This window comes from Sphingobium sp. (assembly GCF_049304695.1).
Classification (GTDB): domain Bacteria; phylum Pseudomonadota; class Alphaproteobacteria; order Sphingomonadales; family Sphingomonadaceae; genus Sphingobium.
This window is the reverse complement of record NZ_JBAQOK010000081.1, coordinates 78,971-93,865: the sequence shown is the minus strand read 5'-3', so window position 1 is coordinate 93,865 and position 14,895 is coordinate 78,971. Positions and strand designations below refer to the sequence as shown.

Sequence of the window (14,895 nt, the reverse complement as noted above, 5' to 3'; positions counted from 1 at the left end):
TCCGCCCGTCAGGGTTGGTTAAGGCGGCTCGACGCATCATGCGCCGACCGTATTGGAGATTTTTGCCGACGATGCTGCCTGTCGTTTCCACGCCCAACCGCATGATCCCCGCCGTTCTTTCGGCCCTGCGCACCCTATTCCTGTCATCGGCGCTGATCGGCGTCGGGATGCAGGGCGTGTCCGCGCAGACGGTCGATGACGATAACAGCGGCGTATCCAGCCAGCAGCTCAACCTGCCCAAGGACGTCACCGTCTTTGGCAAGAGCGACCCCAACATTCGCAAGGCGACCGCGATCGTCAATGGCCGCATCATCACCGGCACCGACGTGGACCAGCGGCTGGCCCTGATCATCACCGCCAATGGCGGCAAGGTGGAAGCGGAGGAAAAGGAGAGGCTGCGCGTGCAGGTGCTGCGCAACCTGATCGACGAAACGCTCCAGATTCAGGAAGCCGCCGCCAATGACATCAAGGTGGACAAGGCGGAGGTCGAGCAGAGTTACGAGCGGGTCGCGTCGAATTTCCGTCAGTCCCCTGCGCAGTTCGACCAGTATCTGCGCACGCAGGGCAGTTCGTCCGCCAGCATCAAGCGCCAGATCGAAGGCGAGCTGGCATGGAGCCGCTTGCAGCGCCGCAATATCCAGCCGTTCGTCAACGTGTCGGAAGAAGAGGTCAAATCCACCGTCGATCGGCTGAACGCGGCCAAGGGTAGCGACGAATTTCGAATCGGCGAAATCTACCTGTCGGCGACGCCGGAAAATCACGCGCAGATCGTCGCGAACGCGCGCAACATCATCCAGCAGATTCAGCAGGGCGGCAGCTTCCAGGCCTATGCCCGCCAGTTTTCCGAAGCCTCCACGGCGGCGGTTGGCGGCGATCTGGGCTGGGTCCGTCCGGCGCAGTTGCCCGACGAACTGGCGCAGGCGGCCAACGGCATGCAGGTCGGGCAGATCGCCGGGCCGATCGACGTGGCAGGCGGCGTGTCGCTGATCTACGTCATGGACAAGCGCAAGGTGCTGACCGCCGATCCGCGCGATTCGCTCCTGAGCCTCAAGCAGTTGTCGATCCTGTTCCCCAAGGGCATCACCAAGGAGCAGGCGAGCGTCAAGGCCGCCAGCTTTGCCGGTGCGGTCAAGGAGATCAAGGGGTGCGGCCAGGCCAATGAAGTCGGCGCGAAGGTCGGTGCGGACGTTGTCGATAATGACAATGTGAAGTTGCGTGATCTGCCACCGCAGTTGCAGGACATCCTGCTCAATCTCCAGGTCGGCCAGTCGACCCCGCCGTTCGGCTCCATCACCGATGGCGTGCGCATATTGGTGGTCTGCGGTCGCGACGATCCGGCGTCCGCCAACGCGCCCGACGCCAGCCAGATCATGGCGCAACTGGAAGAAGAGCGGGTCAACAAGCGGGCACGCATCTACCTGCGCGACCTTCGCCGTGATGCAGTCATCGAATATAACTGATCCGACGCCTCTCGCGCCGTTCGCGGTGCCGCTGGGCGATCCCGCCGGGATCGGGCCGGAGATCGTCGCCAAGGCATGGGTGATGCGCGAGGCGCGTAATCTGTCGCCCTTCTTCGCGGTTGGTGACGTTGCGGCGCTGCGTGCGGTATGGCTCGGCCCGATTGTAATGATCGAATCGCCGCAGGAGGCCGCTGAGGCGTTTGGCAAGGCGCTACCTTGCCTCCAGATCGCGGAGGCGGGCGAGATCGTGCCGGGATCGCCCAGCATCGATGGTGCGCGCGTGGCGTTTCAGGCGCTCGAAACTTCGGTCGGGCTGGCCCGGTCGGGATCGGCGGCGGGTCTGGTTACTGCCCCGGTGGGCAAGGAGCAATTGTACGGCGTCGGCTTCACCCATCCGGGCCAGACGGAGTTCATCGCCGAACGGTGCGGCGTTGCGCCGCATAATGCGGTGATGATGCTGGCGGGGCCGTCGCTCAAGGTCGTGCCGATCACGATCCATATCCCGATCGCGCAGGTGTCAGACGCGCTGACCATCGACCTGATCCGCGCGCGCGCCATGACCACGGCCAAGGGGCTGCAACGCAATTTCGGCATTGCCCGTCCACGGCTGGCCGTTGCGGGTCTCAACCCCCATGCCGGGGAGAATGGCGCGCTGGGGCGGGAAGAGATCGAGATCATCCGACCTGCGATCGAGATGCTGCGGGCGGAGGGACTGGACATTGTCGGGCCGCTGGCGGCGGACGGCATGTTCCATGCACGGGCGCGCGAGACCTATGACGCGGCGCTGTGCATGTATCATGACCAGGCGCTGATCCCCATCAAGACGCTGAATTTCGACGATGGCGTCAACATCACGCTGGGCCTGCCGATCGTGCGGACGTCGCCCGACCATGGCACCGCGTTCGGCATCGCCGGGACCGATCGCGCCAATCCCGGTGCGATGATCGCCGCGCTGCGCATGGCGGCGGAGTCGGCGCGCGCGCGTCTTGCCCATGGTTGAAGCGCCAGTGCCGCCGCCCCCCCCGCTGCCTCCATTGCGGGAAGTGATCGCGACTCATGGGCTGGCCGCGAGCAAGGCGTTGGGGCAGAATTTCCTGCTGGACGAACAGTTGCTCGACCGGATCGCTGCGATACCCGGATCGTTGAAGGACGCGCCCGCGTTCGAGGTTGGTCCCGGTCCCGGTGGCCTGACCCGCGCCATCTTGCGGGCCGGGGCGCGGTTAGTGGCGGTGGAGCGGGACCGGCGCTGCCTGCCTGCGCTCGCCGAACTAGAGCAGGCGTTTCCCGGCCAGTTGCGTACCCTGTCGGGCGACGCCATGGAAATCGACGCCCGGGCGGAGGCCGGGGATGGCGCGCATATCATCGCCAACCTGCCCTATAATATCGGCACGCCACTGCTGGTGGGATGGCTGTCTGCGCCATGGGAGCCGCTGCCCTGGTGGTCGAGCCTGACGCTGATGTTCCAGATGGAGGTGGCCGAGCGGATCGTGGCGACGACCGGATCGGATCATTATGGTCGGCTGGCCATTCTGTCCCAATGGCGCAGCGAGGCGAAGATTGCGATGAAGGTGCATCGCAGCGCCTTTACCCCGCCGCCCAAGGTCATGTCGGCGGTGGTGCATATCACGCCCAAGCCCGCGCCCGAGGGGGTGCAGCTCAAGTGGCTGGAGCGGCTGACGGCGGCGGCCTTTGGTCAGCGGCGCAAGATGTTGCGGCAGAGTTTGAAGGGACTGCCCGGTGCGCTGGATGCGTTGGCGCAGGTGGGGATCGATCCGCAGCGGCGGGCCGAGACGGTGAGTGTCGAGGAGTTTGTCGCGGTGGCCCGGCTGCTGAGCGCCTGAGGCTGGAGCGGGACTGCGAATTTCCAGAGTGAGCACCACAGGTTTTGCGGTTTTGGTGGCCGATCCTATCAATAAGTTATTGATATTTATACGTTTTTATATTTTCTGAATTGCTCGAAATGCGGTTTTGCGCGCCTTTCGATACGAGCCTTCGACTTCGCTCAGTCTCTACTCAGGACGAACGGAGGTGGAAGGGCTCCGCACGCTATCAGGGCAGCAAGCCCCCGCCCGATCATGGCGTTTCGGTGGGTGAGGATTTGGGTGCGGGGATCGTATCCTTGGCCGTCAGGGCGACGACGGGTGGCCCTTTCTGGATCGCGGCGGACAGGCGGGTGACGGGCGCGCAGTCTGCCTTGCAAAGCTTTTGCGCCTCTGCCAGCACTTCCTTTGCGCGCGCGACCGCGCCCTTTTCGACCATGGCCTCACCCTGTCCGGAGAGCGCGACAATGTCCGTCGGGTCGAGCAGCAGGGCTTCCTTGTAAAGGCGGATCGCCTTACCCTGAAGCCCCTGCGCGCGGGCGACTTCGGCCAGTTCGACGAATGCAGCACGGTTGCGCGGGTCGAGCGCCAGCGCGCTTTCGAGCGCGTCGGTCGCGCCCGACAGATTGCCCGCGCGGCGTGCGGCTTCACCGGCCTTTTGCCATTCGATCGACTGCGGGCTGATCTGACTGTCGGGCCGCTGGCTCAGGCCCATGCTCGACACGGTGGTCAGGACAGCAGCAAGAGCGATCGAGGCAGGGGTAAAACGCATGCATATCTCCAGCCATGTTTCAGGCACTGATTGCGGCTCATGAGCCGACTGACAAGTGTCGCGATTTTGCGGGCGCTTGTCCATGGCCTGTTTCACGTCCCCCGGCGCAGGCAGGCAAAGAAGAAGCCATCGCTGCCATCGTGGCCCGGAGTCAACAGCCGCCCCGCCCCATGGTTCCGACCGATGGGCAGATCGGAGGGCTGCGCGCTCCATCCGTCATGGCGGCGCAGGAAGGCATCGACCTGATCGCGCCCCTCCCGATCGGTGAGCGCGCAGGTGGCATAGACGAGGGTGCCGCCGGGCGCGAGAAGGGGCGCGGCGAAATCGAGGATGCGGGCCTGTTCCGCGACGAGGCGATCGAGCCGCGCCTGTGTGAGCCGCCAGCGTGCCTCCGGGTTGCGCCGCCAGGTGCCAGTGCCGGAACAGGGCGCATCGACAAGCACGATGTCGGCTTCGCCCGTGAGCGGTTCCAGCCCGCGCGCTTCGTGATTCTGGTCGAGCAGCAGGGTTTCGATGTGTCGTGCGCCTGCCCGCTCTGCCCGTGGCGTGAGGCGCGCGAGTCGGGCGCGGATGGTGTCGGCGGCGATCAGCCTGCCCTGCCCACGCATCGCGGCGGCCAGCGCCAGCGTCTTGCCCCCCGCCCCTGCGCACAGGTCCACGACGGTCATGCCCGGTTGCGCGGCACAGGCGATGGCGATCATCTGGCTGCCGACATCCTGCACTTCGACGAGGCCGTCGATCCAGACGGGATGGCGTTCGACCGGGAAGCCTTCGGGCAGGCGCAGGGCGCCGGGGATGTGCGGGATCGGGGTGGCTTCGGGGATGGCGGCGGCGATCTGGTCCGGCGTGGCTTTCAGGTGATTGACGCGCAGGTCCACAGGGGCGCGGCCCAGCAGCGCGTCCTGCTCCACGGGGGTGGCCAGCAGGGGTTGAAGCCAAGCGGGGACTGCGCCGGAGGGGGTGCCGGTTTCGCCGGGTTCGATTGGCAGTGGGGCGTGAGTGGAGCCGTCGAACAGGGTGGTCAGGTCCGGCTGGTCGAGGGCAAGGCCGATCATTGCAGCGCGGCCCGTGTCGGGGCGTTCGGCGTTGCGGCGGATGGCGTCATAGACATGATCGCGCACGGCCCGCCGATCGCGCGACCCGGCATAGCGGCGATCCTTGAAATAGCGGGCGATCAGCGTGTCGGCCGCCGGGCCGCCATCGCGCGCGGCGGCGATGATGGCGTCGAGCAGGTCGATCGCGGCCTGAATGCGGGCGGAGGGGGTCATATCCTCCCCGGCACGGGGAGGGGGACCGACCGCCACAGGCGGGTGATGGAGGGGGCCGGCGGCAAACGCAATCTTTCAAGAGGCAGCGCCCTGCGGCGATCCCCCTCCACCACTGGCTTCGCCAGCGGTCCCCCTCCCCGTGTCGGGGAGGATTTACCGCGTCGGATAATTGGGCGCTTCGCGGGTGATGGTGACGTCATGGACATGGCTTTCCGACAGGCCAGCGTTGGTGATCTGGACGAAGCGGGCGCGTTCCTGCAGGTCGGGGATCGTGCGGCTGCCGGTATAGCCCATCGCCGCTTTTACACCGCCGACGAGTTGATGAATGACGTCCTGCGCCGGGCCTTTGAACGGCACCTGCCCTTCGATACCTTCCGGGACCAGCTTCATCTGATCCTTGATATCCGCCTGAAAATAGCGGTCCGCGCTGCCGCGTGCCATGGCGCCGACGCTGCCCATACCGCGATAGCTTTTATAGGCGCGCCCCTGATAGAGGAAGGTTTCGCCCGGCGCTTCGGCGGTGCCAGCCAGCAGCGAACCGACCATGACGCAGCCTGCGCCTGCCGCCAGCGCCTTGGCCAGATCGCCGCTGGTGCGCAGGCCGCCGTCGGCGATGACGGGGATGCCATGCTTGGCCGCTTCGGCGGCGGAATCCATGACGGCAGTGAGTTGCGGCACGCCCACGCCCGCGACGACGCGGGTGGTGCAGATGGAGCCGGGGCCGATGCCGACCTTCACGCAGTCCGCGCCCGCGCCGATCAGCGCTTTGGTCGCTTCGGCGGTGGCGACATTGCCCGCGACGACCTGCACATTGCTGGACAGGCGCTTGACCGCTTCGACGGCGGCGGACACCTGCTTGCTGTGGCCATGGGCGGTGTCGATGACGATCAGGTCACATTCCGCGTCGATCAGCGCACGACTGCGTTCCAGCCCGGTTTCGCCGACGGTCGTGGCGGCGGCGACGCGCAGGCGGCCGGTGCCGTCCTTGGTCGCCTGCGGATAGTTGACCGCCTTTTCCATGTCCTTGACAGTGATGAGGCCGACGCAATGATAGCTGTCGTCCACCACCAGCAGTTTTTCGATGCGGCGCGCATGCAGCAGGCGCTGCGCTTCTTCCTGACCCACGCCGACATTGACGGTCGCGAGGTTTTCCTTGGTCATCAGTTCGCTGACCGGCTGCTTGGGGTTTTCGGCGAAGCGTGTGTCGCGGTGGGTGAGGATGCCGACCAGCTTGCCGCTGGATTCCACGACGGGGATGCCGCTGATCCTGTGACGCTGCATCAGCATCTGCGCGTCGGCCAGCGTCGCGGTGGGCAGGATGGTGATGGGGTTGACGACCATGCCGCTTTCGAAGCGTTTGACCGCGCGGACGGCAGCGGCCTGTTCCTCGACCGACAGGTTGCGATGCAGCACGCCGATGCCGCCAAGCTGCGCCATGACGATCGCCATGTCGGCTTCGGTCACGGTGTCCATGGCGGACGAGAGGATCGGGATGTTGAGCCTGATCGCTTTGGTCACATAGGTGGACGTGTCCGCCTGACTGGGCAGCACATCGGATTCGCCGGGCTGCAAGAGCACGTCGTCAAAGGTGAGGCCGAGGCGGATTTCCATGGAACGAGCCACTTTCTGATGCGGGGACAGGCCAATATCAGGCGGCGCGTCCCAAGGGATTTGTGGCGGCCCATGTAACCATTTCGGGTGCGGACGGCCAGACCTTATTGGGGGTTTATTGTGGGAGGGTTGGGGTGGGGGCGTAGCCCTATCACGAGAGGGTGACACCCCTCCGTCTGGCCTGCGGCCAGCCACCTCCCCTTCCAAGGGGAGGAACTTTACGTATGCGCTCACGAAAAAGGGCGCGGATTTGGTCCGCGCCCTTTTTCCTGAACTTTTCGCGTGGCTTACACCGCCGCTGGCGATGGGTCGCCGAATGGACCCTTCCGCTTGCGGCTGCGGGGGATGGACGAACCGACGGCGGGAATGACCGATGGTTTGATGGTCGTGCCGTCTTCGCGGGTGATTTCGCCATTTTCGAGCAGAGCGCGGATTTCTTCGCCGCTGAGCGTTTCATATTCGAGCATGGCGTTGGCGAGCAGGTGCAACTGGTCCTCATGACCCTTCAGCAGTTCCTGCGCGCGATTATAGCCCTGCTCCACCAGACCACGGATTTCCGCGTCGATCAGCTTGGCGGTTTCGTCCGACATATGAGTGCGCTGGCTTTGAGAATAGCCGAGGAAGGTTTCGCCCTGCTGCTCTTCATATTGCAGCGGCCCCAGCTTGTCGGACATGCCCCATTGGGTGACCATGTCGCGGGCCAGCTTGGTCGCATACTGAATGTCGCCCGATGCGCCCGATGATACCTTGTCATAGCCAAAGATGATTTCTTCGGCCACGCGGCCACCCATGGCGACGGCCATGTTCGCGTGCATCTTGTCGCGATGATAGCTGTAGCTGTCGCGTTCGGGCAGGCGCATGACCATGCCCAGCGCGCGGCCACGGGGGATGATCGTCGCTTTGTGGATCGGATCGGACGCAGCTTCATGCACGGACACGATGGCGTGGCCCGCCTCATGATAGGCAGTCATTTTCTTTTCATCGTCGGTCATGACCATCGAGCGGCGTTCCGCGCCCATCATGACCTTGTCCTTGGCCGATTCAAATTCGTCCATGGCGACCAGACGCTTGCCGCGCCGTGCGGCCATGAGCGCCGCTTCGTTGACCAGATTGGCGAGATCCGCGCCGGAGAAGCCCGGCGTGCCGCGCGCGATGGTGCGCGGATCGACGTCGGGGGCCAGCGGGACTTTCTTCATGTGGACGGCCAGGATCTTCTCGCGCCCTTCGATATCGGGGCGAGGGACGACGACCTGACGATCGAAGCGGCCCGGACGCAGCAGCGCAGGGTCGAGTACGTCGGGACGGTTGGTGGCCGCGACGATGATGATGCCTTCGTTCGCTTCGAAGCCGTCCATTTCGACCAGCAGCTGGTTGAGCGTCTGTTCGCGTTCGTCGTTGCCATTGCCAAGGCCAGCGCCGCGATGGCGACCGACCGCGTCGATTTCATCGATGAAGACGATGCAGGGCGCGTTCTTCTTGGCCTGTTCGAACATGTCGCGCACGCGGCTGGCGCCAACGCCGACGAACATTTCAACGAAGTCGGAGCCGGAGATGGTGAAGAAGGGCACGCCCGCTTCCCCCGCGATGGCGCGGGCGAGCAGCGTTTTGCCGGTGCCGGGCGAACCGACCAGCAGCGCGCCCTTGGGAATCTTGCCGCCCAGACGCGCGAACTTGGTCGGGTCTTTCAGAAACTCGACGATTTCTTCCAGCTCTTCGCGGGCTTCATCGATGCCCGCGACGTCCTGAAACGTCACCTTGCCGTGCTTTTCAGTGAGCAGCTTGGCCTTCGACTTGCCAAAGCCCATCGCGCCGCCAGCGCCGCCGCCCTTTTGCATCTGGCGCAGGACGAAGAAGGCGATGCCCAGGATCAGCAGGAAAGGCAGCGATTGATAGAGGAGTATCTGCCAGAAGCTCGGCCCCTCTTCGGCCTGACCCGAATATTTGACGTTATAATCGTCCAGCAGGCCAGTGAGGCCGGGGTCGTTGACCGGGACGGTGCTGAATTTCTGGCCGCTCGACAAAGTGCCGCTGATCTTGTCCGGCGCTATGGCGACGTCCTTGACCTGGCCTTCCTGCACCCTGGAGCGAAATTCGGAATAAGCGATACTGCTGCCCGCGCCCGCCGCAGTCCGGCCGTCGAACATCGACACGAACAGGAGCAGGGCGACGATGACGCCCGCCCAAATCATGGCGCTCTTGATCCAGGGATTTGGCTGAGGGTCTTTTTCGTCGTTCATCATCACTCTCTTTTCACACCGGCCAAGATAGGGTGCGTGCGGCAAAGCGCAAGCCGACCCGTGCGCGGATGTTCCGACGTTGCGTTATGGTCAGTGTCCGATGAACCGGGTCAGAATGATATAGCCCAGCCCCAGCGCCGCGCCAGCCGACAGGCCGCAGAGCAGATAGCCCAAATATAGGAGCAGCGGTGGATGGGGGCGCGCCATTTTGCTGTTACGCTGCGCCGCCGAAAGGATGACGCTGGCCAACAGGCCATAAGTCAGTGCCGCAAATTCCACCATATGCCGATTCCCTGCAATTGATGGTCAGTGGTTAACCATGGCAGCGGTTAAAGAACGATCACCGCAGCGCACAAAATCGACGGGCCGTTTGGGTTGCAGGATGGGTCGTGGAACCTTTCCGTAACGACCTGTTCAAGCGCGACGGGCGGGTGCCGGGCGCAGGGTCCAGACGGGGCCGCCGCGCAGGAGCCATGCGCCGATGCTGGATTGTCGGCCCGCCATGGCGAGCGCGATCGCGCGGTCGATGGTGTCTCCGCGCGGGGGCGGTGCAGCCGAGTCGGCCTGAGTCAGCATGTGGAGCAGGAGGCGGCGGAGATATTCGCGGGGGACGTCGGTGCGGGTCAGGGTGTAGCCGTCTTCCGTCCGGGTTACGTGGTGAGCAGCGAGATCAGCGACGGACCATTCGAGCGCCGCGTCCGCTTCGGCCAGTGCGGCTGCGCTGCGCGATGCAGCCAAGGGGTTGAGCCAGTCGACTTCGGAGAGGGCCGTGCGCAGGGCGGCGCGGTCGAAGCGGGGGTCGGCGTTGGAGGGGTCATCGACATAGGGCAATGCCTCTGCCTGCGCGATGGCGAGCAATTGGGCTTTTCGAAAGCCTAGCAGCGGGCGGATGATGTGGCCCGTGCGCGCGCGCACCCCGGCTAGACCGGCCACGCCAGCCCCACGGTTGAGGCGCATGAGCAGGGTTTCCAGTTGGTCGTCGGCATGATGGGCTGTCATGATCCAGTCGATGCCGCGTGTCGTGCGCCACTGTTCGATCAGGGCGTAGCGCTGGGTGCGCGCCCAATCCTGCACATTGCCGGTCAGCGGCGTTTCGGGGTGGCGCGTGGCGTGGGGGATGGCGTGGGCGTCGCACCAGCGGGCGACCATGGCCGCTTCATCCGCCGAGGCGAGGCGCAGGCCGTGATCGACGGTGATCGCCTCTGCCTGACCGGGGAAGGCCAGCGCGACCAGATGCAGCAGCGCCATGCTGTCGGGACCGCCGGATACCGCAATGCCGAAGCGGACGCCCTGCCCTTCGCCAACCAGCGCCAGCGTTGCGGCGCGCAGGTGCGCCGCTGCCGTGTCGATCGTCAGCTGCACTTCGCCTGTGTGCGGCCCTTGTCCATCATGGTGCGCAGGCTGCTCGACAGGCTCGATCCATAGACCTGCTCCAGTTCCGCATAGACTTTGCACGCGTCGGCGGGCTTTTTTAGCTGGATCAGCGCTTCGCCAAGATAGGCCAGACTGTCGGCGGCGCGATCGCCACGGGGACGCTTCTGGTAATTTTCGTAGAAGGCGACCGATGCGAGTGCAGGCTTGCCATCGTCCAGATAGGCGCGGCCCAGCAGATTCTGTGCGCGGCTGGCAACATTGGCGGTGCCATATTTTTCGACCGTGGCTTTGAGTTGCCCTTGCGCTTCGGGATAGAATTTGGCGTCCCACAGGCGATAGCCGTAGGAGTAGGCGTCCATCGCCGCATCGCCACTGTCGGGCCGTTCGATCGCGGCGACGGCGGTCTTGCGCGCTTCGCTGGCGGCGGGGGTCGATGCGGGCGCGGCGGCGGTCGGCTTGGTCGATGCCGGACGCGAGGGGGTGGGCGCGGGAGTGGTGATGGATGGCGCGGACGTTGGGCCAGTGGCTGGCGGCGCATCCGTCGAGGCCATGCGGGCGTCCGCCTCCGCCTTATATTTGGTGAAGGCGTCCTGAAGCTGGCGCAGCTTGTAACTATTGTCCTCGATCTGCCCAGTCATGGAGGCCAGTTGCGATTCCAGCGCGCCGACGCGGGCGGTCAGATCGGCGATGGGCGCAGAGGATGGCGAACCGGGCGCGATGCTGGGCGTATTGGGTTTGGTGATCTGCGCTTCGATCGGGGTGCCACCGGGAAAGACCTTCCGCTGGACCGCGCGCATTTCCTTTTCCAGCCGATCGACGCGGACCTCTACCGCCGGATTTTGCGCCAGAGCGGGCGGCGCAAGGGCCAACAGGACCGGCGCGGTCCAGACCAGAGCAGATGTCGCGAAAAAGGCGTGACGCATGATGTTCCCCGACTGAATATGTCGCGTTTAACCATAAGGGGTTATTTGGCGCGGTAAAGCCCGACCTGCGTCAGGAGGCTGTGCCGCTCAGTTCGCGCCCGTAGCCGATGCAGCCGGGTTTGGCGAAGGCGCGACGGGCGGGGTTGCGGCCTGCGGAATGACCGTGCCGGTCAGCGACGGCGATCCGGGTGCAGGCGTTGCCGTTGCCGCACCGCGCGCCAGCAGCGCTTCGGCATTGACCGGCACGTCGGCAATGGTCCGGTCCGGCGCGCCGAGCGGGGCCACTGCCTTGCCACCCACGGTCACGGACAGCGCCTGCGGACGGCCCGTCAGGATCATCGGATTGCGCGCAGTGGTGGGCAGGGCAAAGGTTTCGCCCTTCTTCATCAGCCCGTCCTTCAGCCGCTCGCCTGCTTCGTCATAGATGCGCAGCCAGACGTCATCGACGGCGGTGAAGACGACCGGTTGGGCCGCCGGCGGTACTGGCGCGGTCGTGCCAGCGGGACGGGCGGCGACGGGTGCTGCATCACCCTGCTGCGCGGCAATTTCCGTGCTGGTGGGGGCCGTGAACATTTGCGTGCGCCAGATGGTGAAACCAGCGATCAGCACCACGACGATAACCGCCGCCGTCCAGGCCAGCGCGCGGGATGGCACGCGGGCCGGATCGACCGGCTCGAACGCTTCATAACGGTTTGCGCCCATGTCGCTGTCATGCACGGCACGGCGCACGTCGGCAGCGATGGCGACATCGTCCATGTCGATCGCACGGGCATAGGCGCGGGCGAAACCCACGGCATAGGGGATGCCCGGCAGGGCGGTATAATCGTCGCGTTCAATCGCTTCCAACTGGCGCTGGGCGATGCGCGTGCGGGTTGCGATGTCGGGGAGAGACAGGCCCAACGCCTCCCGCCCCGCACGCAATTTTCCACCCGGCGTATTCGGCTGCATTTCCGGCGCACTGCCTGTGCCGGTGTCCACGTTTATTTCGTCTGCCATGCTGCTCCGCGACCTTTGTCGGTCAGCCTTGTCTCACTGTGGGACGGATGTTGTCAACGCCGAGCCGGACCTTTTCATGGTCTTAGGCGCCCAGTTCGATGTTGCGTTCAGCCGCCCATTGGGTCAGCCGCCCACGCATGTCGCGTTCGCCACTGTCCAGCAGTTGCCGCATCAGAGTCTGCAGTTCAGCCGCGTCGATGGCGCGGATCATCGCCTTGACCGGGCCGACCGATGCCGGGGTGATCGACAGGCGGCGGATGCCAAGGCCGATGAGGGCCATCGCCTCCAGCGTGCGGCCGCCCATTTCGCCGCATACGCCCACGGGAACCTGATAGGCGGCGCAGTTTTTGGCCACGCGGTCGAGGAAACGCAGGATGGCGAGGCTGAGCCAGTCATAGCGTTCGGCGAGTTTGGGATGGGCGCGGTCTGCGGCGAACAGGAATTGCGTCAGGTCGTTGGTGCCGATCGACAGAAAATCGACCTGCGGCAATAATATGTCGAGCACTTCGGCCAGAGCGGGCACTTCGAGCATCGCGCCGTAGCGGATGGCGATAGGCAGCTTTTTCTTGCGCGATTGCAGCCATGCCCGCTGATGTTCGACCAGAGCGCGGGCCTGTTCATATTCCCACGGTTCGGACACCATCGGGAACATGACGTGCAGGATCTTGCCCGCGCTGGCCTCCAGCAGCGCGCGGGCCTGCGCCTTCATCAGCCCGTCGCGGTCGAGCGCGAGGCGGATCGCGCGCCAGCCCATGGCGGGATTATCCTCATGCTCGTCATCCTCACGCTGCATGTAGGGCAGCGCCTTGTCCCCGCCGATATCGACGGTGCGGAAGATGACCGGGCGGTCGCCCGCAGCGTCCAGCACGTCTTTGTAGAGGCGCTGCTGCTTTTCGCGCTGCGGCAGGGTGGCGGAGACGAGGAACTGAAATTCCGTGCGAAAAAGTCCGATGCCGTCGGCACCCACCATGTCGAGCGCCTGCGCATCTTCGCGCAGGCCCGCATTGACCATCAGTTCGACCCGCTGCCCATCGGCGGTGACGGAAGGCAGGTCGCGCATCGCGGCAAATTCGGCGCGGCGTTTCTGCGTCACATGCAGTTTGTTATCGAACGCTTCGTCCATGTCGGATGTCGGACGGATCAGCAAAGCGTTCGCCGTCACGTCCATCAGGATGAGGTCGCCCTCGTTCACCTGATGCCGAATGTCGCGCACACGGCCCAGCACCGGCACGCCCATGGCGCGCGCGACGATGGTGACATGGGCGGTCAGCGACCCTTCCTCCAGGATCACGCCCTTCAGGCGTCGCCGGTCATATTCGAGCAGTTCGGCGGGACCAAGATTGCGGGCGATCAGGATGGCGTCCTGCCGCAGGCCCATCTGCGCCGCCGTGCCAAGCTGGCCCGACACGATGCGCAGCAACCGGTTGGCCAGATCCTCCAGATCATGCATCCGGTCGGACAGCAGGGGATCGTCGATCTGGCGCATCCGCATGCGGGTGCGTTGCTGCACCCGCTCGATCGCCGCTTCTGCGGTCAGGCCGCTGTCGATCGCTTCGTTGATACGCCGCGTCCAGCCTTCGTCATAGGCGAACATCTTGTAGGTTTCGAGCACCTCCTGATGCTCGCCCTCCATGCCGAATTCCGCAGCGCCAGTCATGCGGTCGATCTGTTCGCGCATCTTGGTGAAGGCGGAAATGACGCGCTGCCGCTCCGCCTCCGTATCTTCCGCCACGGTATGTTCGATGTGGACGCGCGGCTGATGGAAGACGACATGGCCACGCGCCATGCCCATCACCAGCGGCAGGCCGTGCAGCAGGGTGGTGCCGGTGTCGGTGACGCGCAGGTCGGTGGGGCTGTCGTCGGCCAGTTCGGCGTTGGCGATAAGTTCGGACATGACCATCGCAACGGTCTGGAGCGCCTCTATTTCCACTTCTTCATATCTGCGCGGGTCGGCATGTTGCACGCACAGGACGCCCAGCGCCCGTTCGCGCCGCACGATCGGCACGCCGGCAAAGCTGTGGAACAGTTCCTCCCCCGTTTCGGGGCGATAGGCAAAGTCGGGGTGCGAGGCGGCTTCGTCGAGGTTGAGCGTTTCGACATTGGTGGCGATCAGGCCGACCAGCCCCTCCCCCATCGCCATGCGGGTGACGTGGACGGCTTCCTGCTTCAAACCACGGGTGGCGAAGAGTTCCAGCACGCCTTCGCGCACCAGATAGATGGAGCAGACTTCGCTGGAGAGCGATTCGCCGATGATCTCCACCACCTTGTTCAGCTTCGCCTGCGCGCTGGTGCGCGACGCCATCACTTCCTGAAGGCGGATGAGGATCTGACGGGCGGCGGCGGCGGGCGTTTCTGGCATGCTTCAGTGGCTAACAGATTGGTGCCCCGCTTTCCAAGGCGATTCACGCAGCCGCGCATAATGGCGCGAAAGCTG

12 protein-coding genes are annotated in these 14,895 nt (G+C 65.0%); 3 read left to right on the top strand and 9 right to left on the bottom strand.

What is annotated here, in order from left to right; translation table 11 throughout:
• Window positions 1-71 precede the first annotated feature (71 nt).
• The 3 genes from WA070_RS15255 to rsmA are packed head-to-tail and all read left to right on the top strand — an operon-like array spanning window position 72 to window position 3,301.
• Complete coding sequence (locus WA070_RS15255; protein ID WP_422634772.1) at window positions 72-1,460, top strand: foldase protein PrsA; 1,389 nt, start codon at window positions 72-74, stop codon at window positions 1,458-1,460.
• On the top strand, window positions 1,438-2,460 hold the full coding sequence (pdxA, locus tag WA070_RS15250) for a 4-hydroxythreonine-4-phosphate dehydrogenase PdxA (protein WP_422634916.1): 1,023 nt from the start codon (window positions 1,438-1,440) through the stop codon (window positions 2,458-2,460). The genes WA070_RS15255 and pdxA overlap by 23 nt, the downstream gene beginning before the upstream one ends.
• Window positions 2,453-3,301 carry a 16S rRNA (adenine(1518)-N(6)/adenine(1519)-N(6))-dimethyltransferase RsmA gene (rsmA, locus tag WA070_RS15245; protein WP_422634771.1) on the top strand — a complete coding sequence of 283 codons (849 nt, stop codon included), beginning with the start codon at window positions 2,453-2,455 and terminating at the stop codon, window positions 3,299-3,301. The genes pdxA and rsmA overlap by 8 nt, the downstream gene beginning before the upstream one ends.
• A gap of 232 nt (window positions 3,302-3,533) precedes the next feature.
• Here the strand turns inward: rsmA and WA070_RS15240 are convergent, their stop codons facing one another.
• From WA070_RS15240 to ptsP, 9 genes are all read right to left on the bottom strand, one after another.
• Window positions 3,534-4,052 (bottom strand): tetratricopeptide repeat protein, encoded by a 519-nt coding sequence (locus tag WA070_RS15240; protein ID WP_422634770.1) that lies wholly within the window; start codon window positions 4,050-4,052, stop codon window positions 3,534-3,536.
• A gap of 92 nt (window positions 4,053-4,144) precedes the next feature.
• A complete protein-coding gene (locus WA070_RS15235; protein WP_422634769.1) occupies window positions 4,145-5,320 on the bottom strand; it encodes an RsmB/NOP family class I SAM-dependent RNA methyltransferase in 1,176 nt (391 codons plus the stop codon).
• Between the two features lie 153 nt (window positions 5,321-5,473).
• Window positions 5,474-6,931, bottom strand: a complete 1,458-nt coding sequence (gene guaB / locus WA070_RS15230; protein ID WP_422634768.1) for an IMP dehydrogenase — start codon at window positions 6,929-6,931, stop codon at window positions 5,474-5,476.
• Window positions 6,932-7,218: 287 nt separating this feature from the next.
• On the bottom strand, window positions 7,219-9,168 hold the full coding sequence (gene ftsH, locus WA070_RS15225) for an ATP-dependent zinc metalloprotease FtsH (RefSeq protein WP_422634915.1): 1,950 nt from the start codon (window positions 9,166-9,168) through the stop codon (window positions 7,219-7,221).
• A gap of 90 nt (window positions 9,169-9,258) precedes the next feature.
• Window positions 9,259-9,450 carry a hypothetical protein gene (locus WA070_RS15220; RefSeq protein WP_422634767.1) on the bottom strand — a complete coding sequence of 64 codons (192 nt, stop codon included), beginning with the start codon at window positions 9,448-9,450 and terminating at the stop codon, window positions 9,259-9,261.
• 132 nt (window positions 9,451-9,582) lie between these two features.
• Window positions 9,583-10,530, bottom strand: coding sequence for a tRNA lysidine(34) synthetase TilS (tilS, locus tag WA070_RS15215; RefSeq protein ID WP_422634766.1), 948 nt, complete (start codon window positions 10,528-10,530; stop codon window positions 9,583-9,585).
• Window positions 10,521-11,465: a hypothetical protein gene (locus WA070_RS15210; RefSeq protein ID WP_422634765.1), complete on the bottom strand. Its 945-nt coding sequence runs from the start codon at window positions 11,463-11,465 to the stop codon at window positions 10,521-10,523. The genes tilS and WA070_RS15210 overlap by 10 nt, the downstream gene beginning before the upstream one ends.
• Window positions 11,466-11,552: 87 nt before the next feature.
• On the bottom strand, window positions 11,553-12,461 hold the full coding sequence (locus tag WA070_RS15205) for a helix-turn-helix domain-containing protein (protein ID WP_422634764.1): 909 nt from the start codon (window positions 12,459-12,461) through the stop codon (window positions 11,553-11,555).
• Between the two features lie 82 nt (window positions 12,462-12,543).
• Window positions 12,544-14,820 (bottom strand): phosphoenolpyruvate--protein phosphotransferase, encoded by a 2,277-nt coding sequence (gene ptsP, locus WA070_RS15200; protein ID WP_422634763.1) that lies wholly within the window; start codon window positions 14,818-14,820, stop codon window positions 12,544-12,546.
• Window positions 14,821-14,895 lie beyond the last annotated feature (75 nt).